Annotated in this window: 22 protein-coding genes; 17 read left to right on the top strand and 5 right to left on the bottom strand. The window is 71.0% G+C overall.

Going from position 1 to position 22169, the window contains the following annotated elements; genetic code table 11:
- Positions 1–198 precede the first annotated feature (198 nt).
- The 9 genes from EDF40_RS11625 (at position 199) to EDF40_RS11585 (ending at position 10544) form a co-directional block, all read left to right on the top strand.
- Positions 199–957 (top strand): HAD family phosphatase, encoded by a 759-nt coding sequence (locus EDF40_RS11625; protein WP_260212677.1) that lies wholly within the window; start codon positions 199–201, stop codon positions 955–957.
- Positions 954–2057, top strand: coding sequence for a tRNA (adenine-N1)-methyltransferase (locus tag EDF40_RS11620; RefSeq protein WP_260212676.1), 1104 nt, complete (start codon positions 954–956; stop codon positions 2055–2057). The genes EDF40_RS11625 and EDF40_RS11620 overlap by 4 nt, the downstream gene beginning before the upstream one ends.
- Before the next feature lie 43 nt (positions 2058–2100).
- Positions 2101–3027: a hypothetical protein gene (locus EDF40_RS11615; RefSeq protein ID WP_123339654.1), complete on the top strand. Its 927-nt coding sequence runs from the start codon at positions 2101–2103 to the stop codon at positions 3025–3027.
- A 71-nt stretch (positions 3028–3098) separates the two neighbouring features.
- Complete coding sequence (locus tag EDF40_RS11610; protein ID WP_123339653.1) at positions 3099–4130, top strand: YafY family protein; 1032 nt, start codon at positions 3099–3101, stop codon at positions 4128–4130.
- A complete protein-coding gene (locus EDF40_RS11605) occupies positions 4123–5094 on the top strand; it encodes a YafY family protein (protein ID WP_123339652.1) in 972 nt (323 codons plus the stop codon). The genes EDF40_RS11610 and EDF40_RS11605 overlap by 8 nt, the downstream gene beginning before the upstream one ends.
- Before the next feature lie 156 nt (positions 5095–5250).
- A complete protein-coding gene (gene tatC, locus EDF40_RS11600; RefSeq protein ID WP_111084003.1) occupies positions 5251–6003 on the top strand; it encodes a twin-arginine translocase subunit TatC in 753 nt (250 codons plus the stop codon).
- Positions 6000–8444, top strand: coding sequence for an RNA helicase (locus tag EDF40_RS11595; RefSeq protein WP_123339651.1), 2445 nt, complete (start codon positions 6000–6002; stop codon positions 8442–8444). Before tatC ends, EDF40_RS11595 begins: the two co-directional genes overlap by 4 nt.
- A gap of 11 nt (positions 8445–8455) precedes the next feature.
- Positions 8456–10048 carry an apolipoprotein N-acyltransferase gene (gene lnt, locus EDF40_RS11590; protein WP_260212675.1) on the top strand — a complete coding sequence of 531 codons (1593 nt, stop codon included), beginning with the start codon at positions 8456–8458 and terminating at the stop codon, positions 10046–10048.
- 145 nt (positions 10049–10193) lie between these two features.
- A complete protein-coding gene (locus tag EDF40_RS11585) occupies positions 10194–10544 on the top strand; it encodes an RNA polymerase-binding protein RbpA (protein WP_111084006.1) in 351 nt (116 codons plus the stop codon).
- A 73-nt stretch (positions 10545–10617) separates the two neighbouring features.
- Here EDF40_RS11585 and EDF40_RS11580 read toward each other — a convergent pair whose 3' ends face one another.
- Both EDF40_RS11580 and EDF40_RS11575 read right to left on the bottom strand, forming a co-directional pair.
- Positions 10618–11844: an SPFH domain-containing protein gene (locus EDF40_RS11580; RefSeq protein ID WP_123339650.1), complete on the bottom strand. Its 1227-nt coding sequence runs from the start codon at positions 11842–11844 to the stop codon at positions 10618–10620.
- Positions 11841–12314, bottom strand: coding sequence for an NfeD family protein (locus EDF40_RS11575; protein WP_260212674.1), 474 nt, complete (start codon positions 12312–12314; stop codon positions 11841–11843). Before EDF40_RS11575 ends, EDF40_RS11580 begins: the two co-directional genes overlap by 4 nt.
- 154 nt (positions 12315–12468) lie before the next feature.
- Between EDF40_RS11575 and EDF40_RS11570 the strand changes: the two genes are divergently transcribed.
- From EDF40_RS11570 to EDF40_RS11555, 4 genes are all read left to right on the top strand, one after another.
- Complete coding sequence (locus tag EDF40_RS11570; RefSeq protein WP_111084008.1) at positions 12469–13230, top strand: SDR family oxidoreductase; 762 nt, start codon at positions 12469–12471, stop codon at positions 13228–13230.
- A gap of 10 nt (positions 13231–13240) precedes the next feature.
- Positions 13241–13696: an NUDIX hydrolase gene (locus EDF40_RS11565; RefSeq protein ID WP_123339649.1), complete on the top strand. Its 456-nt coding sequence runs from the start codon at positions 13241–13243 to the stop codon at positions 13694–13696.
- 424 nt (positions 13697–14120) lie between these two features.
- The gene (locus EDF40_RS11560) at positions 14121–16514 is read left to right on the top strand and encodes an excinuclease ABC subunit UvrA (RefSeq protein WP_123339886.1); all 2394 of its coding nucleotides are present in this window, start codon (positions 14121–14123) and stop codon (positions 16512–16514) included.
- 118 nt (positions 16515–16632) lie between these two features.
- A complete protein-coding gene (locus EDF40_RS11555; RefSeq protein WP_123339648.1) occupies positions 16633–16899 on the top strand; it encodes a hypothetical protein in 267 nt (88 codons plus the stop codon).
- A 96-nt stretch (positions 16900–16995) separates the two neighbouring features.
- On the opposite strand, the gene EDF40_RS11550 is transcribed toward EDF40_RS11555, so the two are convergent.
- A complete protein-coding gene (locus EDF40_RS11550; RefSeq protein ID WP_123339647.1) occupies positions 16996–17895 on the bottom strand; it encodes a shikimate dehydrogenase in 900 nt (299 codons plus the stop codon).
- Positions 17896–17989: 94 nt separating this feature from the next.
- Between EDF40_RS11550 and EDF40_RS19235 the strand changes: the two genes are divergently transcribed.
- Both EDF40_RS19235 and EDF40_RS11545 read left to right on the top strand, forming a co-directional pair.
- Entirely contained in the window at positions 17990–18145 is a 156-nt protein-coding gene (locus tag EDF40_RS19235) for a hypothetical protein (protein WP_185003001.1), read from the top strand.
- Positions 18146–18296: 151 nt separating this feature from the next.
- Positions 18297–18890 carry a dihydrofolate reductase family protein gene (locus EDF40_RS11545; RefSeq protein ID WP_123339646.1) on the top strand — a complete coding sequence of 198 codons (594 nt, stop codon included), beginning with the start codon at positions 18297–18299 and terminating at the stop codon, positions 18888–18890.
- A gap of 49 nt (positions 18891–18939) precedes the next feature.
- On the opposite strand, the gene EDF40_RS11540 is transcribed toward EDF40_RS11545, so the two are convergent.
- Positions 18940–19971, bottom strand: a complete 1032-nt coding sequence (locus tag EDF40_RS11540; protein WP_123339645.1) for an alcohol dehydrogenase catalytic domain-containing protein — start codon at positions 19969–19971, stop codon at positions 18940–18942.
- 91 nt (positions 19972–20062) lie between these two features.
- On the opposite strand from EDF40_RS11540, the gene EDF40_RS11535 reads away from it, so the two are divergent.
- Entirely contained in the window at positions 20063–20512 is a 450-nt protein-coding gene (locus EDF40_RS11535; protein ID WP_123339644.1) for a GNAT family N-acetyltransferase, read from the top strand.
- Between the two features lie 16 nt (positions 20513–20528).
- Here the strand turns inward: EDF40_RS11535 and EDF40_RS11530 are convergent, their stop codons facing one another.
- Positions 20529–21209 carry an SDR family NAD(P)-dependent oxidoreductase gene (locus EDF40_RS11530; protein ID WP_123339643.1) on the bottom strand — a complete coding sequence of 227 codons (681 nt, stop codon included), beginning with the start codon at positions 21207–21209 and terminating at the stop codon, positions 20529–20531.
- 102 nt (positions 21210–21311) lie between these two features.
- On the opposite strand from EDF40_RS11530, the gene EDF40_RS11525 reads away from it, so the two are divergent.
- Positions 21312–22148, top strand: coding sequence for a helix-turn-helix domain-containing protein (locus EDF40_RS11525; RefSeq protein ID WP_123339885.1), 837 nt, complete (start codon positions 21312–21314; stop codon positions 22146–22148).
- Positions 22149–22169 lie beyond the last annotated feature (21 nt).

Here is a 22169-nt window from a genome sequence, read left to right as displayed (position 1 = left end):
ACCCGGCCGGACACGATGCAGGCATCCACTGTAGGCCCCGGCGACGCCCGCGGGCATGCCCGTCCGCGCCCAGCGGAACGGCAAGGCGGCCGCGCCGACGGTGGCGGGCGGCCCGCGCCCGCCGTGTGCACGGCCCGCGCCCGCCGTGTGCACGGCCCGCGCCCGCCGCGCCGCACGGCCCCGGTAGACTCGTCGCCCGTGACCGCGCATCCTCCTGCCCTCGTCCCGCCCGCAGCCGTGCTGTGGGACATGGACGGCACGATCATCGACACCGAGCCGATCTGGCAGCGCTCCCAGGTCGACCTGACGGACCGCTACGGCGCCGAGTGGACCCACGAGGACGGCCTGTCCCTGGTCGGCTCCGGCCTCGAGCGCTCCGGCGAGCTCCTGCGCGCCAAGGGCGTCGACATGGAGGTCGAGGAGATCATCCAGTGGATGACCGACTACGTGATGGAGCACCTGCGCGCGGGTGAGCTGCCGTGGCGCCCGGGTGCCCGCGAGCTCGTCGAGGAGCTCCACGCCCGCGGCATCCCCACCGCGCTGGTGACGATGTCCCGCCGCAAGATGGCACTCGTCGCCGCCGAGGCACTGGGCGAGCGCGGGTTCCGCGTCGTCGTGGCCGGTGACGACGTCGACCGTCCGAAGCCGTACCCGGACGCCTACCTCTCCGCCGCCGCCCAGCTCGGTGTCGAGCCGACCGCGTGCGTCGCGATCGAGGACTCCGCCACCGGCGTCGCCTCGGCCGTCGCCTCCGGCGCCGTCACGGTCGCCGTGGAGCACATCGTCCCGCTGTCCGAGATCGCCGGCGGTGACGTGCACCTGACCACCCTGTCGGGTGTCGACGTCGACCGCCTGGTCGAGTTGACGGGGCCGGCGCTGGCCGCGCGCGCTGCCGTGACGGGAGGCCCGGCTCCTGACCCGGCGCACGCTGCGGACACCGAGGGAGTCACCCGATGAGCCACACCGACGACCCGACAGCGGCCCTGCCGCACACCGCCGGTGGCGCACCCCACACGCCGCCGCGTGGCCCGTTCCGGGCCGGCGACCGCGTGCAGCTCACCGGCCCGAAGGGCAAGCTCACGACGCTGTCCCTCGAGACCGCCGGCGAGTACCACACGCACCGCGGGGTCCTCCGGCACGACGACGTCATCGGCCAGCCCGACGGCTCGGTGATCCGGGCCAGCACGGGCGACGAGTACCTGGCGCTGCGTCCGCTGCTCAACGACTACGTGATGTCGATGCCGCGTGGTGCCGCCATCGTCTACCCGAAGGACGCCGCCCAGATCGTGGCGTTCGCGGACGTCTTCCCGGGCGCCCGGGTGGTCGAGGCCGGCGTCGGCTCCGGTGCCCTCTCCCTGTTCCTGCTGCGGGCGATCGGTCCGACGGGGCAGCTGCAGTCGTTCGAGCGTCGCGAGGAGTTCGCCGCGATCGCACAGGGCAACGTCGGGACGTTCCTCGGCGCCGTCCCGGACAACTGGTCGGTGACCGTCGGCGACCTGGTCGAGGAGCTGCCCGGCGCCGTCGACGAGCAGAGTGTCGACCGCGTGGTCCTCGACATGCTCGCGCCGTGGGAGTGCGTCGACGCCGCAGCCGACGCCCTCGTGCCCGGCGGACTCATCGTCTGCTACGTCGCGACCGTCACCCAGCTGTCCCGCACGGCCGAGGCCCTGCGCGACACCGGCCGCTTCACCGACCCGATGCCGAGCGAGACCCTGGTGCGCACCTGGCACGTCGAGGGGCTCGCCGTCCGACCGGACCACCGCATGGTCGGGCACACCGGGTTCCTCATCACGGCCCGTCGTCTCGCCGACGGCACCGTCCTGCCGAACCTGAAGCGCCGCGCGGGCAAGGTCGAGTTCTCCGACGAGGACATCGAGGCGTGGACCCCCGGCGCCGTGGGCGAGCGCGCGACGAGCGACAAGAAGCTCCGCAAGGTCGCACGGCAGTCGGCGGCGCAGGCCCGCAAGGTCGCCGCTGCCGAGGCCGGGTCAGCAGCCGCCGCCGCCGAGGGGTCCCAACCCGTCAGCGCGTCCGAGCCGACCGACGGCGAACGGTAGGCTGACGGTCGTGCCCGTCCTGCATCGAACGGAAAGAGGGTCCGTGCGCACCATCCCCGCACTCCTGGTCACCATCGGTCTCGTGGCGTCGCTCACGGCGTGCGCCTCGAACGGCGCCGGCACCACCCCCTCGAGCTGCGCCGCACCCGGTGCGGCGTCCGAAGCGGTGACCGCCACCGGCGCGTTCGGCAAGGAGCCGAAGGTGTCGATCCCGAGCGGACTCACCACGAAGGGCACGCAGGTCTCCGTCCTGAGGCAGGGCAACGGCCGCACCATCGACGACGGCACCCCCGTCCTGATCGAGTACACGCTCGTCGACGGCGCCACCGGCGAGGTCGCGCAGACCAGCGGGTACTCGGGGCAGACGGCTCCGATCACCGCCGGCGCGAGCAACTACGGCGCCCTCGGCGAATCGCTCGAGTGCGCGCAGGTCGGCGACCGCCTGGCCGTCGCACTGCCGAAGAGCGCCCTCAGCAGCTCGGACACCAGCGCGACCACCGACAGCGGCTCGTCGACGAAGACCGAGGACGCCGTCATCGCCGTCATCGACGTCAAGCGGGCCTTCGACGCCCGCGCGACCGGCACCCCGCAGCTCGCCGGCGACAAGATGCCCGCCGTCGTGCTCGCACCGTCCGGTGCCCCCGGCATCACGATCCCGTCGTGGAGCGCGCCGAAGTCGAACGAGACGCACCTGCTCCGCAAGGGGTCCGGTCGCGTGCTCACCGCCAAGGACACCGCGGTCATCAAGTACACCGCCGTGACGTGGGGCGCTGACCCGTCCGTTGCAGGCTCCAGCTGGACCGACGGCTCGGGTGCGCAGACCGTGCCGCTCACCAAGGGCCAGGTCGACGAGGGCGTGCGGGGCGCCATCGTCGGGCACCACGTCGGCGACCAGGTCCTGGCCGTCGTGAACCAGCAGGGCACCGCCTACGCCTACGTCATCGACGTGCTCGGAGCGATGTCGAGCTGACGCTCCCACACCGTCCACCGACCGCGGCGCGGGTGCACTCCGGTGCACCCGCGCTGCCGTAGGATCGCCTCGTGCCAGCGACCCGTGTGCCCCGTGTGCCCGCAGAGGAGCGGCTGTTCAGCCTCGTGCTCGCGCTGCTCTCGACGGAGTCCGGGCTGACCAAGGCGGAGATCCTGACCAACGTGCAGGGCTACCGCCAGCGGTTCACACCGGGTGGGGACAACGCCTCGCTCGAGCGGCAGTTCGAGCGCGACAAGGACGACGTCCGCGAGCTCGGCATCCCGCTCGAGACCATCGAGACACCGGGTGCCGCCGGCAACAACCAGACGCTGCGGTACCGGATCCCGAAGGGCGAGTACGACCTGCCCGTCGACGTCCGCTTCACCCCGGACGAGTCGGCCCTGCTGTCGCTGGCCGCCATGGCCTGGCGCGAAGGCGCGCTGTCGGCTGACTCGCGTCGCGGGCTGCTGAAGGTCCGGTCCGCGGGTTCCGAGGACGACGACGGCGCACTCCAGCTCGGCGTCGACGCGTACGCCCCGCGGCTCCGAGCACGCGACGCGGCGTTCGAGCCGCTCCGCTCCGCCCTCGACCGCGGTGCCGCCGTCCGGTTCGACTACATCACGCCGGGCCAGCACGAGGCCCGTCGTCGCGAACTCGCCCCGCTCGCCCTGGTGCAGCACGGCGGTCGCTGGATGCTCGCCGCCCGCGAGTTCGCCACGGACTCGGACAAGAACTACCTGCTCTCGCGCATCGTCGGACCCGTCACGCAGTACGACGTCGGGCAGCACACCGCCCCGGTGGGCGCGGGGGAGCGCACGCTCGCCGAGCTCGAGCGGATCTGGTCTGCCCGCACGGCGCGCATCGCGGTGACCCCCGGCTCCGACGCCGAGCGGCGGCTCGCCCGCCGTCGTGACACCGAGACCGACGCCGACGGCGCACTCGTGCTGCACCACGTCGACCCCCAGATCCTGGCCGAGGAACTCGCCGCCTTCGGACCCGAGGTCCGGGTGCTCGAGCCGGAGGACCTGCGGCTGCGCGTCGTCGAGCGGCTCCGTGCGCTCGTGCGCGACCACAGCGACGGAGAGGAGTCCGCCCGTGGCTGACGCCCAGCCCCTGCAGGCGCAGGACAAGCTCGCCTTCCTGCTCGCCCTGGTGCCGTACCTGATCGACCGCGAGCGTGTCTCGGTGGCCGAGGCCGCGCGCCACTTCGGTGTCCCCGAGGCCCGCATCCGCCGCGCCGTCGAGCTCATCGCGGTGTCGGGGGTCCCCGGCGAGACGATGCAGTACCAGCACGGCGACCTGTTCGACATCGCCTGGGACGACTTCGACCAGAACGAGATGATCGTCCTGACGAACCTCGTCGCCATCGACGACTCGCCCCGACTGTCCGCGCGAGAAGCTTCTGCGCTCATCGCCGGGCTGCAGTACCTCTCGGCGCTGCCCGAGGCCGCTGACCGCGATGCCATCCGCGCACTCATGGCGAAGCTGTCGCGCGGTGCCGGCGGTGCCGCCTCGACGGTCGCGGTCGGCCAGGACCTGCACGACGTCGCCCTGGCAACGATCCGTCGTGCGATGGCCGACGGCCGCGGTCTGTCCTTCGAGTACGCCGGTCCGCGCACCCAGGGCGGCACCCGCCGGGTCGACCCGCTCCGCGTCGAGTCGATCGACACCGACTGGTACCTCCGCGCCTGGGACCTCGACCGGCAGGCGCTCCGGACCTTCCGCCTCGACCGGATGTCCGGTGCACGCGTCGACGACCGTGCGGTGGAGAAGTCGGCGGACCAGGTGGTGATCCCGGACACGCTGTTCCAGCAGTCGGCAGAGGACGTCATCGTCACCGTCGAGCTCGACTCGTCGTCGCTGCCGCTCGTGGCCGACTTCCTCGCCGACACCGCGGACGCCCCTGACGCCGAGGCGCGCGTGCGCATCCGGCTCGCGGCGTCGAACGGCTTCGACGGTGTGGTCCGGCTCGTCGCGGGGCTGCCCGGCCGTGCCGTGGTGCTCGACCCGCCCGCCGCGCGGGACGCGGTGCGGGACTTCGCCGCCGCTGCCCTCGCCGCCAGCTGACGTCGCAGCCCCGCCGCCGACCGCTCCTGCATGTGCGTTCGCACGGAGCGCGCCGAACTGTCGGTCCCCACCCCGTAGGATCGACCCATGGCTTCGACGACCGCGCGCGGGCGAGCGAGGCGGCAAGGGCGCCGTGACAACGACGCCGAAGGCCGCATGTCGCTCGGGCAGCACCTCATCGAGCTGCGCAACCGCCTGTTCCGCGCAGTGATCGCCGTGGTCATCGCCGCGGTCGGTGGATGGTTCCTGACCCCGTTCGTGCTGGACTCGCTCCGGGCACCGGTGGCCGAGCTCGCCAAGGTCGGCGGGCACACGGCCGAGCTGAACTTCCCGATGATCACAGGCGCGTTCGACCTCAAGCTGCAGATCGCGATCACGATCGGCATCGTCATCGCCAGCCCGGTCTGGCTGTACCAGATCTGGGCGTTCATCGTGCCCGCCCTGGTGCGGCGTGAGAAGCAGTACGTGTGGGGCTTCCTCGGCACCGCGATCCCGCTGTTCTTCGCCGGGTGCTACTTCGGGTGGTACATCCTGCCGCACGTGGTCGGCATCCTCGGCAGCTTCGTGTCGAGCCAGGACACCTCGATCGTCGACGCGAAGGCGTACTACGACTTCGTCATCAAGCTCATCGTCGCAGTCGGCATCGCGTTCGTGCTGCCGGTCTTCATCGTGCTGCTGAACTTCGTCGGCGTGCTGTCGGCGGCGGCGATCATCAAGTCCTGGCGCATCGCGATCCTGTGCATCCTGGTCTTCTGCGCGATCGTCACGCCGAGCGCCGACGTCATCTCGATGTTCCTGCTGGCCGTCCCGATGGTGGTGCTCTACATCGCCGCGTGCGTCGTGGCCTGGTTCCACGACCGCAGGGTGGCGAAGAAGCAGGCCAAGCTCGACGAAGAGTACGGCCTGTGACGGGCGCGGACCTCAGCGCGGCCGAGCGCTTCGCCGCCGCCAAGGTCCGGAACCGCTCCCGCAACCTGGAGCTGTTCCGCGCCGACCTGCGCTTCGACCTCGACCCGTTCCAGTTCGCCGCGTGCGACGCGCTCGACCAGGGCCGCAGCGTGCTCGTGGCTGCGCCGACCGGTGCCGGCAAGACGATCGTGGCCGAGTTCGCGATCTGGCTGGCCATGCGGCAGCCGACGGCGAAGGTGTTCTACACGACACCGATGAAGGCGCTGAGCAACCAGAAGTACGCCGAGCTGGTCGAGGTCTACGGCGAGTCCGAGGTGGGCCTGCTCACCGGTGACACGAACGTGAACCCGCGGGCGCGGGTCGTCGTGATGACGACCGAGGTCCTGCGGAACATGATCTACGCCGACTCCGACCTGCTCGACGACCTGGCCTGGGTCGTCCTCGACGAGGTCCACTACCTGGCCGACCGGTTCCGCGGTGCGGTGTGGGAAGAAGTGATCCTGCACCTGCCGACCGAGGTCCGGCTGGTCTCGCTCAGCGCGACGGTGTCCAACGCCGAGGAGTTCGGCGACTGGCTGCAGGCCGTCCGCGGGGACACCGACGTCATCGTGTCGGAAGACCGCCCGGTCCCGCTCGAGCAGCACGTCCTGGTCGGTTCGAAGATGGTCGACCTGTTCGACTCGAGCGGTGCGGCGGCGACGAACCGCGTCAACCCGGAACTGCTCCGCATGGTCGGTGGAGCCTCGCGCAGCGAACGGCACGGCGGCGGCCACCGTGGCGGACGAGGGCGTGGGGGATACCACGACCGCCGTGGGCCGCGTACCGAGAAACTGCACCGCGAACGCATCGCGCACATGCTCGACGAGCGGATGCTGCTGCCCGCGATCTTCTTCGTGTTCAGCCGAGCCGGGTGTGACCAGGGCGTCCGCAACGTCCTGCGCTCCGGCCTGTCGCTCACCACGGTCCCGGAGCGCAACGAGATCCGCGAGACCGCGGAGTACCACTGCCGCACCCTGCCGGACGAGGACCTCGCCGTCCTCGGCTACTGGGAGTTCCTCGAGGGCCTGGAGCGCGGTGTCGCCGCGCACCACGCCGGCATGCTCCCCGCGTTCAAGGAAGTGGTCGAGAACCTCTTTCAACGCAAGCTGCTCAAGGTGGTGTTCGCCACCGAGACCCTCGCGCTCGGTGTCAACATGCCCGCGCGCACGGTGGTGCTCGAGAAGCTCGAGAAGTTCAACGGCGAGGCCCGTGTCCCGATCACCCCGGGGGAGTACACCCAGCTCACCGGGCGTGCCGGACGCCGTGGCATCGACGTCGAGGGGCACTCGGTCATCCAGTGGACCGACGGCCTCGACCCCCAGGCCGTCGCCTCGCTCGCCAGCCGGCGCACCTACCCGCTGAACTCGTCGTTCAAGCCGACGTACAACATGGCCGTCAACCTGATCGACCAGTTCGGGCGGCAGCGCACGCGCGAGGTCCTCGAGACCTCGTTCGCGCAGTTCCAGGCCGACCGGTCCGTGGTCGACCTGGCCCGCAAGGTCCGCTCGCAGCAGGAGTCCCTCGAGGGCTACCGCGAGGCCATGCAGTGCCACCTCGGCGACTTCACCGAGTACTCGACGCTCCGCCGCGAGCTCTCCGACCTCGAGCGCACGAACGTGCCCGGTGGGCGCGAGGCCTCGCACGGCGCGCGGCAGGAACGGCAGGCCGCGATCACGGCGGTCCGTCGCCAGATGCAGCGGCACCCCTGCCATGCCTGCCCCGATCGCGAGGCGCACGCCCGCTGGGCGGAGCGCTGGTGGAAGCTGAAGCGCGTCAACGACAAGCTGCTCCAGCAGATCCGGTCCCGCACCGGTGCCGTCGCGACCACGTTCGACCGGGTCACCGACGTGCTCCTGCAGCTCGGCTACCTCGTCGACGCCGGCAACGGCGAGGCCACCGTGGCCGCTGGTGGCCGCCGGCTGCAGCGCATCTACGGCGATCGCGACCTGCTCGTCGCCGAGTGCCTCGAGGCGGGTGTCTGGAAGGACCTCACGCCGGCACAGCTCGCCGCGATGGCCGCCACGATCATCTACCAGCCCCGACGCGACGACGCCCCCGGCACCGAGCACGCACTGCCGCGCGGCGCGTTCCGTCCGGCCCTCGACGAGACCCTGACGATCTGGTCGCGCCTCGACGACATCGAGCGCGATGCCCGTCTGGCCGGTTCGGTGCCGCCCACCCCGGCGATGGCGGTGGGCATGTTCCGCTGGGCCTCCGGCTCGGCCCTCGACGACGTCCTGCGCACCCTCGACCTGCCCGCCGGCGACTTCGTCCGCTGGTCGAAGCAGGTCATCGACCTGCTCGACCAGATCCGGAACGCCGGTGACGACGACCTCGCCCAGACCGCCCGACGTGCGACCGACGCGGTGCGCCGCGGCATCGTCGCCTACGCCGCGGTCTGACAGGAGGCACGGTGCGGGTTCCGGAGACCGGTGTGCGCGGGGTGCCCGCGCGCGTGGGCCGCGGTGCGGTCGCGGACGGCACGTTCGCGGCGCTCCCGCTGGGCAGCGCGCTGCCCCTGGCCGTCATCGGCGGGGTGCTCTTCGCGCTCGCGTTCCCGTCTCCCGGTTGGTGGTTCCTGGCCTTCCCGGCCCTGGCCTGCATGCTCCTCGCCGCGATGGGCCAGCGTGCCCGCAGGGCCGCGTGGCTCGGCTACGTGGCCGGTGCCGCGTTCTGGATCCCGGCCATCTCGTGGGCCGGCCGCTACCTGGGGCCCGTCCCGTGGTTCGCGCTGGCGTTGTTGGAGGCCGCGTTCTTCGCCCTCGGCAGCGTCGCGATCGCCCTTGCGTACCGCTGGGTCGCGCGCGTGGTGCCCTCGACCGCCGGGCGCGTGTGGGGCCTCCCGGCCGTGGTCGCCGCACTGTGGACCGGACGCGAGTGGTTCTCGGGGAGCTGGCCGTACGGCGGTTTCGCCTGGGGGCGCGTCGGTCTGTCGCAGTCGCAGGGGCCGTTCACCCACCTCGCGGCGTACGTCGGCGTCCTCGGGGTGACGTTCGTGGTCGTCTACTGCGTCGCGGTCGTCGTGTCACTCGCCCTCGTGTCCCCGCGGGCGCCGGGCGCGACCCTGCGGCTGCCGGTCCGGGTCGCGACCGCCGGGTTGCTCGTCGCCGCCGTGCTGGCGGTGCCGGCCTGGCCGACCGCGACGTCCGGCACCATCCGGATCGAGTCGGTGCAGGGCAACGGGCCGGCCGGGTACTTCGACCGGGCTGCGCCGGGCGAGGTCCTGGCGGCGCAGGTCGCGGCGACCGACGTCGAGGCGAAGGACGTCGACCTCGTCGTCTGGCCCGAGGCCTCCGCCGAGTTCGACCCGCGCCAGCAGCCCGTGATCGCGTCGTCGCTCGACGCCGTCGTAGACTCGGTCGGTGCGCCGCTGGTCGCCGGAGCCATCACGCAGACCCCGTCCGGGGTGCTGCACAACACGTCGTTCGTGTGGACCGCCGACGGGTGGCAGTCGTCCTACGACAAGAAGCGCCCGGTGCCCTTCGGCGAGTACGTACCGGACCGGTGGTTCTTCTCGAAGCTCGCGCCGTCCCTGATCGGCCTGCTGCAGCGCGACTACACGCCGGGGACGAAGCCGAACGTCCTGCCGGTGGCGGGGATCAAGGCGGGCATCGCGATCTGCTTCGACATCGTCGACGACGGACTGACCCGCGACATGGTGCGCGGGGGAGCGCAGGTGATCCTCGCGCAGACGAACAACGCGGACTTCTCCGGCACCGACGAGAACCTGCAGCAGCTCGAGATCGCGCGGATGCGGGCGATCGAGACCGGTCGGTCGCTCGTCAACATCTCGACCGTCGGCGCTTCGCAGGTCATCGACCCGTCCGGACGCACCATCGACCGGGTCCCCGAGTACACCGCGACCTCGATGGTGACCGACGTGCCGCTCGGCACCTCGACGACCCCGGCGTCGCTCGCTTCGGGGTCGATCGCGTTGTTCCTGTCGCTCGGCGGGCTCCTCGTGCTGCTCGCCTGTGCACCGTGGGGACGCCGCAAGCGCTCCTGATCCGCCGCCGCGTCCCTGTCCGTCCGAGGCTGTGATCCTGTGCATCGGGGCCACGCACTGGGAACGGACTGTGAATGCGCCCAGTCGGGAACGACGGGGCGTGGGACAGTGTTGTGGAGGGCAGACGAGCGAGAGGAGCACACACATGGCTGATCGGAGTCTCCGCGGCATGCGGCTCGGGAGTCAGAGCCTCCAGAGCGAAGAGGGCGTCGAGCTCTCGGACCGCAAGCGCGCGGTCTACCAGACCGATTCGGGGGAGACCTTCGACATCGTCTTCTCCGCTGACGCAGACGTGCCCCAGACCTGGTCGGAGCCTCGCTCCGGCCGCGAAGGACGGCTGCTCGGTGACGACGGCATCCCCGTCGAGGTCGCAGCAGAGGACGTCAAGGCGCCCCGTACCCACTGGGACATGCTGCTCGAACGTCGCTCGCGCGAGGAACTCGAGGAGCTCCTCGAGGAGCGCCTGCAGGTCCTGCGCGCACGACGCGGTGCCTGACACCACCACCTGACGAACGACGATGCCCGCCCCGGTTCCCCGGGGCGGGCATCGTCGTTCGTGGTGGTGCGGGTCAGCGTCGGCCGGAGCCGTCGCTGGTGCGGTGCCCCGACGCTTCGTCGTTCGGGTGCTGCGCGGCGTCGGCTTGCGGGGCCGGTGCGTCGTCGACCTTCTCGGCGGTCGCGTCGTCGGCGGCTGCGAGGTGCGCGTCGACGCTTCGGTTCGACTCGGCCAGTCGCGCGTCGAGGTCGGACTCGGGGACGATGTCCGCGGCGGTGGCATCCGCACGCGGCATGGTCGTGCCGGCGGACCCGGCAGCGGCGGTGTTCGCCAGGCTCTCGTTCGCGAGCTTGGAGATGCGGGAGAGGAAGTCCCCGCCCGAACCGGCGCCGGCGACCGGGCCGCTCCCGCTCCGTCCGCCGGAGAAGCCCTTCGCGATGCCGGACAGCGCCTCGGTGAACTCGCTCGGGATCATCCAGAGCTTGTTCGCGGTGCCCTCGGCGATCTTCGGGAGCATCTGCAGGTACTGGTACGAGAGCAGCTTGTCGTCGGGGTCACCGGTGTGGATGGCCTCGAAGACCGTGGCGATGGCCGAGGCTTCACCCTCGGCGCGGAGCACCTGGGCCTTGGCGTCACCCTCGGCCGCGAGGATGGCGGCCTGCCGCTGCCCCTCGGCCTCGAGGATCTGGGACTGCTTGGTGCCCTCGGCCTGCAGGATCGCGGCACGACGGCTCCGCTCGGCACGCAGCTGCTGCTCCATGGCGTCCTGGATGGACACGGGCGGCTCGATCGCCTTGAGCTCGACACGGCCGACGCGGATACCCCACTTGCCGGTCGCTTCGTCGAGCACGACGCGGAGCTGACCGTTGATGTTGTCGCGGCTGGTCAGGGCCTCTTCGAGGTTGAGGCCACCGACGACGTTGCGGAGCGTGGTGGTGGTGAGCTGCTCGACGGCGCCGAGGTAGTTCGCGATCTCGTACGTCGCCGCGCGGGCGTCGGTGACCTGGAAGTACACGACGGTGTCGATGGAGACCACGAGGTTGTCCTCGGTGATCACCGGCTGCGGCGGGAACGACACGACCTGCTCGCGCATGTCGAGCAGGGGCCGCAGGCGGTCGATGAACGGCACGAGCAGGTTCAGGCCCGGCGAGAGGGTCTTGTGGTACTTGCCGAGGCGTTCCACGATGCCCGCGGTGGCCTGCGGGACGATGCGGATCGCCTTGGCCAGGACGACGATCACGAAGATGACGACGACGAGGATCAGGACGAGCAGTGCGATCGTCCCGGGTGTGATGGTCACGAGGTGGCCCTTTCTGCGAGGCGCACGACCGCGGTCGACCCCTCGATCGACTCGACGACCACGGGGGTGCCGAGTGGCGGTGTGCGGTCGATGGCGCCCACGGCGAACCGTGCGCTCCAGGTCTCGCCGTTGGCCAGGCGGACCTGACCAGGAGCAGATGATGTGAACGCGACGGCGACGGTGCCGGGGAGCCCGATGAGCCCCTCGATGTTCGTGCGGTGCGGGTCGGCGCCTCGGCCGAGCATGAGCAGCAGGCGCGGTCGCACGAGCGACAGCAGCACGAGCGCGAGCACGGCGGAGACGATGGCGGACAGCCACCACGGGGCGCCGAGCAGGGCGGCGATCAACCCCCCGGCGGCTCCGGCCGCGAGCATGATGAAGATGAAGTCGAGGGTGAAGATCTCGACCACTCCCAGCAGCAACACCAGTCCGATCCAGACGATGGTCTGGATCCAATCGATTCCGTTCACGCGATCTCCCTCCCTCGGTCGCGCGCCGTGGCTCGCAGCGTCGCGACGGCCGGTACAACTCCGTTCAACATATCAGGAGGGTCGGTCGGCCGTGCAGGCGATTGGTAGGCTCGGTGCGGCCGACCGGCCGGAACACGACCTGGAGAACACGACTGTGAGCAACCCCCTCGCCCCCGGATCCCTCACCGACACGCGCGCCGTCGTCACCGGCTCGTCGCGCGGCATCGGCGCCGACACCGTCGGGTACCTGGCCGAGGCCGGCGCCAAGGTCGTCGTGAACTACCGCAACAAGGCCAAGCGCGCCGAGCAGATCGCCGAGAAGGTCGTCGCGGCCGGTGGCTCCGCCCTGGCGATCGGCGCCGACCTGACCGACCACGAGTCGGTGCAGGCGCTCGTCGACACCGTCGTACAGGAGTGGGGCGGCATCGACCTGCTCGTGCTGAACGCCTCGGGTGGCATGGAGTCCGGGCTCGGCGAGGACTACGCGCTCCGCCTCAACCGCGACGCGCAGGTCGACATGCTCCAGACGGCCGTGCCGCACATGCCCGCCGGGTCGCGCGTCGTGTTCGTCACGAGCCACCAGGCCCACTTCGTCGAGACCGCCGAGACGATGGACGAGTACGTCCCCGTCGCCAAGAGCAAGCGTGCCGGCGAACTCGCCCTGCGCGAGCTCATCCCGCAGCTCGAGGCCGCCGGCATCGAGTTCGTCGTCGTCTCCGGCGACATGATCGAGGGCACGATCACCGCGACCCTGCTGAACCGCCTGAACCCCGGCGCGATCGAGGGCCGCCGGCAAGAGGTCGGCAAGCTCTACAGCGTGTCGGAGTTCGCCGCCGAGATCGCCCTCGCTGCGATCGAGCCGATCCCCGCCGACCACACCAAGCTCGTCGGCGACGTCAGCGGCTTCGTCGGCTAGCGTCGGGCGGGTGACTGCCAAGCCCGGCCTGCGCCGAACCTCCCGCATCATCCTGCTCGACCCCGAGGGTCGCGTGTTCCTGATGGACACGAACTCGCCGTCGTCGGACGGTGCCCACCGGTGGATCACGCCGGGTGGCGGGGTCGACCCCGGCGAGGACCACCGCGACGCGGCGATCCGCGAGCTGCGCGAGGAGACCGGCATCGTCATCGACGACCCGGGTGAGCCCGTGTGGTCATGGGACTTCACCGTCGAGTGGGACCTCGCCGACCACGACCGCGGCCACAGCGAGTTCTACGTCGTGCGCACCCCGGGCTTCGAGTTGTCGGACGCCGAGTGGACCGATGACGAGCGGGTCGACATCCTCGCGTCGCGCTGGTGGACCGCCGACGAACTCGACGCCACCGACGAGCCGTACGAACCGGCGGAGCTGCCGGAGCTGCTGCGTCGGTTCGCCGCCGCCTGACCCGGCCGTCGTCTGACCCGGCCGTCGTCTGCACGGTGCTGGGTCCGCCGGTCGGTGCGGGGTTGGTGGCGTGGTGCGCGCTTGTGGCGCTGCACGGTGCGCGGAACCGCGCACGGGGTGAGAAGGTGCGCACGGTGCTGTCGGGAGGCGCGGTGCGGGCCTGATCCGTGACTCCTGTCCGGTGGCGGGTCGCGTCCAACGCACGGTGCTGGGTCCGTCGGTCGGTGCGGGGTTGGTGGCGTGGTGCGCGCTTGTGGCGCTGCACGGTGCGTGGAAGCGCGCACGGGGTGAGAAGGTGCGCACGGTGCTGGCGGGAGGCGCGGTGCGGGCCTGACCCGTGCCTCCTGTCCGGTGGTGGGTTGCGTCCAACGCACGGTGCTGGGTTGTCTTGTCGGTGTCGGTACCCGCCGGTACGCTGATCGACATGCATACCAGTTCCGGTGACGACGCCGCCCCGAGCCTGAGCGTGCACGCCGCCGACGGCCACGACCGGATCCGCGTGCGCGGTGCCCGCGCCAACAACCTGCGGGGGATCGACGTCGATCTGCCGAAGCGTCGACTCACGGTGTTCACCGGTGTGTCCGGGTCCGGCAAGAGCTCCCTCGTGTTCGGCACGGTCGCCGCCGAGTCGCAGCGGATGATCAACGAGACGTACAGCGCCTTCGTGCAGGGCTTCATGCCGTCGCTCGCACGACCCGACGTCGACCTGCTCGACGGCCTGACCACCGCGATCGTCGTCGATCAGGAGCGCATCGGTGCCGACCCGCGGTCGACCGTCGGCACCGCCACCGATGCGAACGCGATGCTGCGCGTGCTCTTCAGCCGTCTGGGCGACCCACACGTCGGTGGTCCGAACGCGTTCTCGTTCAACCTGGCGACGGTCACCGCCGGGGGAGCGATCACCGTGCAGAAGGGCAAGGACGCCAAGGCCGAGAAGGTCTCGTTCACTCGGCTCGGCGGAATGTGCGCCGACTGCGAGGGGCGCGGGCTGGTCAACGACATCGACCTGACGCAGCTGTTCGACGACTCGAAGGCGCTCGGCGACGGGGCGATCACGATCCCCGGCTACGGCACCGACGGGTGGAACGTCCGGATGTACGCGGAGTCCGGGTACTTCGACAAGGACACCCCGATCCGCGACTTCACCGAGCAAGAGCGCGCCGACTTCCTCTACCGCGAGCCCACGAAGCAGAAGATCGCCGGCATCAACATGACGTACGAGGGGCTCGTCCCCCGGGTGCGCCGTTCGATGCTGCAGAAGGACCGCGAGGCGATGCAGCCGCACATCCGCGCCTTCGTCGACCGTGCGGTGACCTTCACGACGTGCCCGGCGTGCGGCGGCACCCGGCTGAACGACATCGCCCGCTCGTCGAAGATCAGCGGGAAGAGCATCGCCGACGTCTGTTCGATGCAGATCACCGACGTCGTGCCGTGGCTGCGGGCCATCGACGACCCCGGCGTCGCGCCGCTGCTCGACGGCCTCCGCGACCTGCTCGAGTCGTTCGTCGAGATCGGTCTCGGCTACCTCTCGCTCGACCGCCCGACCGGCACGCTGTCCGGGGGAGAGGGACAGCGGGTCAAGATGGTGAAGCACCTCGGGTCGTCCCTCAGCGACGTCACGTACGTCTTCGACGAGCCGAGCACCGGGTTGCACCCGCACGACATCGAGCGGATGAACGGCCTGCTGCTGCGGCTGCGCGACAAGGGGAACACCGTGCTGGTGGTCGAGCACAAGCCCGAGGTGATCGCGATCGCCGACCACGTCGTCGACCTCGGCCCGGGCGCCGGCTCCGGCGGCGGGACGCTCTGCTACCAGGGTCCGGTGCAGGGGCTGCGGGGGAGCGGGACCATCACCGGTCAGCACCTGGACGACCGCGTCTCGGTGAAGACCGCCGTCCGCCGGTCCGACGGGGCGATCGCGATCCGCGGTGCGGCGGCACACAACCTGCACGACGTCGACGTTGACGTCCCCACCGGTGTGCTCACCGTCGTGACGGGGGTCGCCGGTTCTGGCAAGAGCACGCTGATCCACGGGTCACTCGCGCATCGCGAGGGTGTCGTGGCCATCGACCAGAGCGGGATCCGCGGCTCTCGACGCAGCAACCCGGCGACGTACACCGGGCTGCTCGAACCCATCCGCAAGGCGTTCGCGAAGGCCAACGGCGTGAAGCCCGCGCTGTTCAGCGCGAACTCCGAGGGCGCGTGCCCCGCGTGCAACGGCGCCGGTGTCGTCTACACCGACCTCGGGATGATGGCGGGCATCGCCACCCCGTGCGTGGAGTGCGACGGCAAGCGGTTCGACCAGTCGGTGCTCGGCTACCAGCTCGGTGGCAAGGACATCAGCCAGGTCCTGGGCATGTCCGTTGCCGAGGCCGTGGCGTTCTTCGCCGACGGCCCGGCCGCGCTGCCTGCTGCGCACACGATCCTGGCACGCCTGGCCGACGTCGGACTCGGGTACCTGACGATCGGGCAGCCGCTCACGACGCTGTCCGGCGGAGAGCGGCAGCGGCTCAAGCTCGCGACGCACCTCGGTGAGCGTGGCGGCATCGTCGTGCTCGACGAACCGACCACCGGACTGCACCTGGCGGACGTCGCCCAGTTGCTCGGGCTGCTCGACCGCTTGGCGGACTCGGGCAAGACCGTCGTGGTGATCGAGCACCACCAGGCCGTGATGGCGCACGCCGACTGGATCATCGACCTCGGGCCCGGCGCGGGGCACGACGGCGGACGGATCGTGTTCGAGGGCACGCCCGCCGACCTCGTCGCCGCCCGCTCGACCTTGACCGGCCAGCACCTGGCGGTCTACGTCGGCGCCTGAAGCAGGGGACGGTTCGTGCGCGGAACCTGAACGTTGCCGGTGCGATTCGGATAGCGTTTGATCGACGCTCACGATCGGCTACCCGGCCTGGATCGGCGTCCTGATCGAAGGAGCTCTCATGTCCAACCCCGGCAACGCGCCCGCTCAGTCCAACACCTTCGGTGTCGTTTCCTTGGTGCTCGGCATCGTCGGCGTCGTCGGCGGCATCTTCGTCGCGCTGATCGGCATCATCGCCGGCATCATCGGCCTCGTGCTCGGCATCCTGGCGCGCAAGCGTGGGGGCAGCCGCGGCACCGTCCTCGCCGGCATCATCCTGTCGGCCGTCGCGATCGTCATCGGCATCGTGGGCTACATCCTGACGGCGGTCATCCTCACCCAGTCGTGATGGAGTGCCCGGTACTCGGGCGTCTCCGGTGCGCCCGCAGGCGTGCATCGTGAGCAGAAGAGGTCGAGTCCGTCATCGGGACTCGACCTCTTCTGCTCATTCGGCGCCTTCGCGTCCGGTCCGGTCACCGGCGGTTCGCCCCTCGGCGAGGAACCCGGTGAAGGCAGCGCGCACACGGTCGAGGTCCGGCTCGAGCCCGGTGATGTGTCGGAGGCTCGCGACCGCCTGACCGACGGCCATCCAGCCACCGTCGACCACCCGGCCTCCGGCCGCACGTGCCGACCGGACGAGCGGCGTCTCGAGCGGGAAGTAGACGGCGTCGGAGACCCAGGCGCCTCGGGGGAGCAGCGCGGGGTCGAATGCCTGTCGCGGATCGTCGTTCATTCCGAGCGGTGTCGCGTTGACTGCCCCGTCCGCCGTCGCGAGCACCTCGGCGGCATCGGTCATCACCAGGACGCGGGCGTCGACGGGGGAGTCGGTCGGTGGCTCGAGCGTCGCGACGAGCGCCTCCGCGCGGCCGACGTCCGCATCGACGACGTCGACCCGACGGACACCGAGTCCGACGAGCGCGTGGGCGATCGCCGAGCCGGCACCACCGGCACCGAACTGCACGACGTGCTGCCCGGCGACCGAGCCGAGGCCGCGTTCCACGGCGATCCGGAAGCCGGTCTCGTCGGTGTTGTACCCGATGCGGCGGCCGTCGCGGAACAGCACGAGGTTGACCGCACCGATCCGGGCAGCGCCGGGATCGAGCGCATCGAGCAACGGGACGACGGCCTGCTTGCAGGGGTGCGTGACGTTGACCGCGCGGTACCCCTCGGCCTCGGCGGTGGCGAGCAGTTCCGGAAGGTCCGCCGCAGTGCTGCCGAGTACGTCGAGGTCGAGCAGGCGGTACTCGTAGTCGAGTCCGAGCACCCGGCCCTCTGCTTCGTGCATCAGGGGAGTCAGCGACCGGTGCAGTCCGGCGCCGATCAGCCCGACGAGCGTGTGCGGCATCGTTCCTCCCGTGGCGTCGACCGGCCATCCGACAGTAGCGCGCTGTGGATGGAGCCCGATGCGTCCTCAGCACGGTCGGCGTACCGTCCGGCGCATGAGCTACAGCCAGCCAGACCCAGCCGAAGAGACCACCCAGAGCGAAACGCCGGAGCAGCCGGACACCGACCAGGAGAACCTGGAAGAACAGGGCGGCGAGCCAGCGGCGCTCGAGATCGACGCCGACGACGTCCCGACGAAGCCTGCCGACTGACACGGTCGCCCGACGATGTGCTTCGTGAGCAGGAAAGGTCGAGTCCGCGGGTGGGACTCGACCTTTTCTGCTCACCAAGCGCCTGGTGCCGCTCGTAGTCACGCGCCGATAATGCATATTATGTCAACTCAGGTCCGGACAGGGGCTCCCCGTGCGTGAACTCGTCCTGAAGATGTCGATGTCGTTGGACGGCTTCGTGGCTGCTCCCCGAGCCGAATCGGACTGGATGTTCCGCGGCGGGAGTCCGGACTCGATGGCCTGGGTGCTCGACGTCGTCGCTGGTGCCGGCGTGCACGCATTCGGCCGCAAGACCTTCGAGACCATCTCAGGTTTCTGGCCGACCGCGCCTGGGCCGATCGCCGAACCGATGAACCGGATCCCCAAGGTCGTCTTCACCACGCAGCGCGACTTCGATCCGCGCTCGCTGCCGGTCCCCGACCCCGAGTCCCCCGCGGCGGCGACCTGGACGGGTGCGCGGGTCGCAGCCGGACCGCTCGAAGCCGAGGTGACAGCGCTCAAGCAGGAGTCGGGCGGGTACGTCCTCGCTCAGGGCGGGACGGAGTTCGGCCGCAGCCTCGTCCGGGCCGGTCTGGTCGACGAGTACCGGCTGGCGGTCCTGCCCGTCGCGCTCGGGTCGGGCGATGGCGTGTTCGCCGACCTGACGGACGAACTCGATCTCGAACTGATCAGTTCTCAGGCCTTCGCCGGCGGCGCGCTCGGACTGGCGTACCGACCGAAGCGCTGAACAGTTCAGGAGACAGTGCTGTCCAGTTCAGGAGACAGCGCTGAGCAGGTCAGAAGACGGCGACGGTCATCCCGGCCGATGTGGCGGGACGATCCATGGCGACCATCGCCCCGGGCAGGTCGTCGAAACCGATCGTCCGACCGATCGAGTCGTCCGGACGCAGTCGCCCGGTGACGACGTCGGCGAGCATCGCCGCGTACTCCCCCACGGAGATCCCGTGGCTGCCGAGCAGTTCGAGCTCATCAGCGATGACGCGGCCCATCGGGATCACCGGCTCGGCCTCGTCGTCGAGCAGCAGGCCGACCTGCACGTGACGTCCCCGAGGGCGCAGGGAGGCGACCGCTGCGACGGAGGTCGATCGGCTGCCGAACGCGTCGATCGAGACGTGCGCGCCACCGTCGGTCCGAGCGCGGACCGCGGCGACTGCCGCTCCGTCCATCGGCACCGTGACGGCGCCGAGTGCCGCAGCACGTTCGAGTGCCGCCGACGAGACGTCCACGGCGATCACCTGTGCGCCCGCCGCGACCGCGACGATGATCGTCGACAGGCCGACGCCGCCGCAGCCGAACACGACCACCCACTCCCCTGCTGCGACCCTCCCTCGGGCGTGCAGCGCGTGGTACGCCGTCCCGAACCGGCACCCGAGCGCCGCGGCTTCGGCGAAGCCCACGGCGTCCGGCAGCGCGACCACGTTGACGTCGGCGTGCGGGACGACGACCGACTCGGCGTAGGAACCGGGCAGCGTGAACCCGGGCTGCTGCTGGCGCGTGCACACCTGGGTGGCGCCGTCAACGCACTCCGGGCACGTCCCGCAGGCGAACACGAAGGGCGCGGTCACCCGATCACCGACCGAGACCCGGGTCACCGAGTCCCCGACGAACGTGACGACACCGGCGAATTCGTGCCCGGGGACGTGCGGCAGCGAGACGGAGTCGTCGTGCCCCTTCCAGGCGTGCCAGTCACTGCGGCACACCCCGGTGGCCGCGACCCGGACGACGACACCGTGGTCCGGTGCCACCGGATCGGGCAGGTCGACGATCGACGGGGCGGATCCGAACTGGTCGTACTGGACTGCGCGCATCCCGCCATCGTCCCAGACGGTCGTGCCGCGTTGTCCACAGGCGACGGATTGGCCGTTGCCCGCCGATGGCGACCGCCGGTTCACTGGTCCCATGGACGAACCGACCGCACTGCACTTCTCCGCCGACCCCGCCGACCTCGACGTCGACCGCGTGCACCGCTGGCTCAGCGAGCAGTCGTACTGGGCACGGGGTCGCAGTCGTGCCACCCAGGACGCGATCATCGCCGGGTCCCGCAACTTCGGCGTCTACGACACGGCGACGGGTGCGCAGCTCGGGTACGCCCGGGTGATCACCGACGGGGTGACGTTCGGCTGGCTGGCCGACGTCTTCGTCGATCCGGACGCTCGTGGCCGTGGTGTCGGCGTCGCCCTCGTGCAGGGCGTGACCGACGCGATCGAGCCACTCGGGTTGAAGCGGTTCGCCCTGTTCACCGCGGATGCGCACGGACTGTACGAGCGGTTCGGGTTCCGTCCGCTCCCCGACCCGGAAGGCTGGATGATGCGCCCCGGGCCGGGGTTCGGTGCCGACGTGCACGACTGAACCGGACGCCGTGACCTCAGTACTCGATGCGGCCGTCCCGGTTGTGGAACTCTCCCGTGGGCCCGTCCGGCCCGACGGTGGCGAGCGCGACGGTCGCGTCCGTGCCCTCGGTGATCGTCTGGTGCCCGCCGAACCCGTTGAACTCGGTGGCGGTGTACCCGGGGTCACTGACGTTGACGCGGAACCCCGGCAGGTTCTTCGCGTACTGCACGGTCAACGCGATCACCGCGGCCTTCGACGCGGCGTAGGGCACCGCCGGCACCGCGTACTCGTCGTGGCCCGGGGTCGTCAACCACCGGGCGAACCCGACGCCCGAGGCGACGTTCACGATGACGGGGTGGTCGGACGCCCGCAGGAGCGGGAGCGCTGCCTGCGTGACCCGGACGATGCCGGTGACGTTGGTGTCGAGCACGGCGGACATGGCCGCGGCGTCGAGGTCGTCGACGCCGAACGACGTCCCGAGGATGCCGGCGTTGTTCACGAGCACGTCGAGGACGGGGATGGTCGCGATCGCGGCGTCGATGCTGTTCTGGTCGGTCACGTCGAGCTGGACCACCTCGGCGCCGAGGGCGCGTGCTTCGTCGCCCGTGGACGGATCGCGCATGCCGGCGTACACGGTGTGGCCCGCGTCGACGAGGCGGCGGACGGTCTCGAGCCCCAGGCTGCGGTTGGCTCCGGTGATGAGTGTCGTTGTCATGCCCCCACTCTCCGCCCGAGCGGCTGACTCCCCCAGGCACCGTGCGACGGTGGGACCACCAGTACCAGGACGGACGGGAGGCGCGGGGCGAAGATGGTGGACATGAGCGAGTTCGCGAGTGTGTTGCGTTCCTGGCGCGACCGCGTCCGTCCCGAAGAGGTCGGCCTACCGGCCGGGCCCGGCCGACGCACGCCGGGTCTCCGACGCGAGGAACTCGCCGCGCTCGCCGGGGTGAGCGTCGACTACGTCGTCCGCCTCGAGCAGGGCCGCGCGCTGAACCCCTCACCGCAGCTCCTCGGCGCCCTCGCCACGGCGCTCCGGCTCACCGCGGCCGAGCGCGACCACCTGTGCCGGGTCGCGGGCGTCGCTCCCCCGTCGCTCCAGGTCGTCCCGCGGCACATCACCCCCGGGGTGCAGCGGCTCGTCGACCGGCTCGGCGACGTCCCGATCGCGGTGTTCACGGCGACGCACGACATCGTGCTGTGGAACGACCTGTGGGCTGCGTTGAACGGTGACCCGTCCCGGACGGTGGGGATCGAGCGCAACCTGGTGTGGCGCCACTTCATGCACGCGCACGACGGCGTCGAGTGGGACGACGAACACCAGGAGGAGTTCTCGAGCGACCTCGCAGCGGACCTCCGGCAGGCATCCGGCCGCTACCCCGCCGACCGCGACCTGGCCGAGCTCGTCGCGCGGCTGCGGCGGGAGTCGCCCGAGTTCGAACGTCGCTGGGACACCGGTCGTATCGCCGAACACCGGGCGAGCCGCAAGCAGGTGCACACGCCCGTCGGGCCGATCGAGATCGACTGCGACGTGCTGACGGTGCCGGGCGGCGACCTGCGGATCGTCGTCTACACCGCGGTCCCCGGTACCGAGGACGCCGCGAAGCTCGACCTGCTGCGCGTCACCGGTCTGCAGCAGTTCACCGCAGCCCCGTGACCGCGATGGGCGAGCACGGCC

The organism is Curtobacterium sp. PhB170, from assembly GCF_003752345.1.
Lineage (GTDB): Bacteria > Actinomycetota > Actinomycetes > Actinomycetales > Microbacteriaceae > Curtobacterium.
This window is presented reverse-complemented; position numbering and strand designations above follow the sequence as displayed.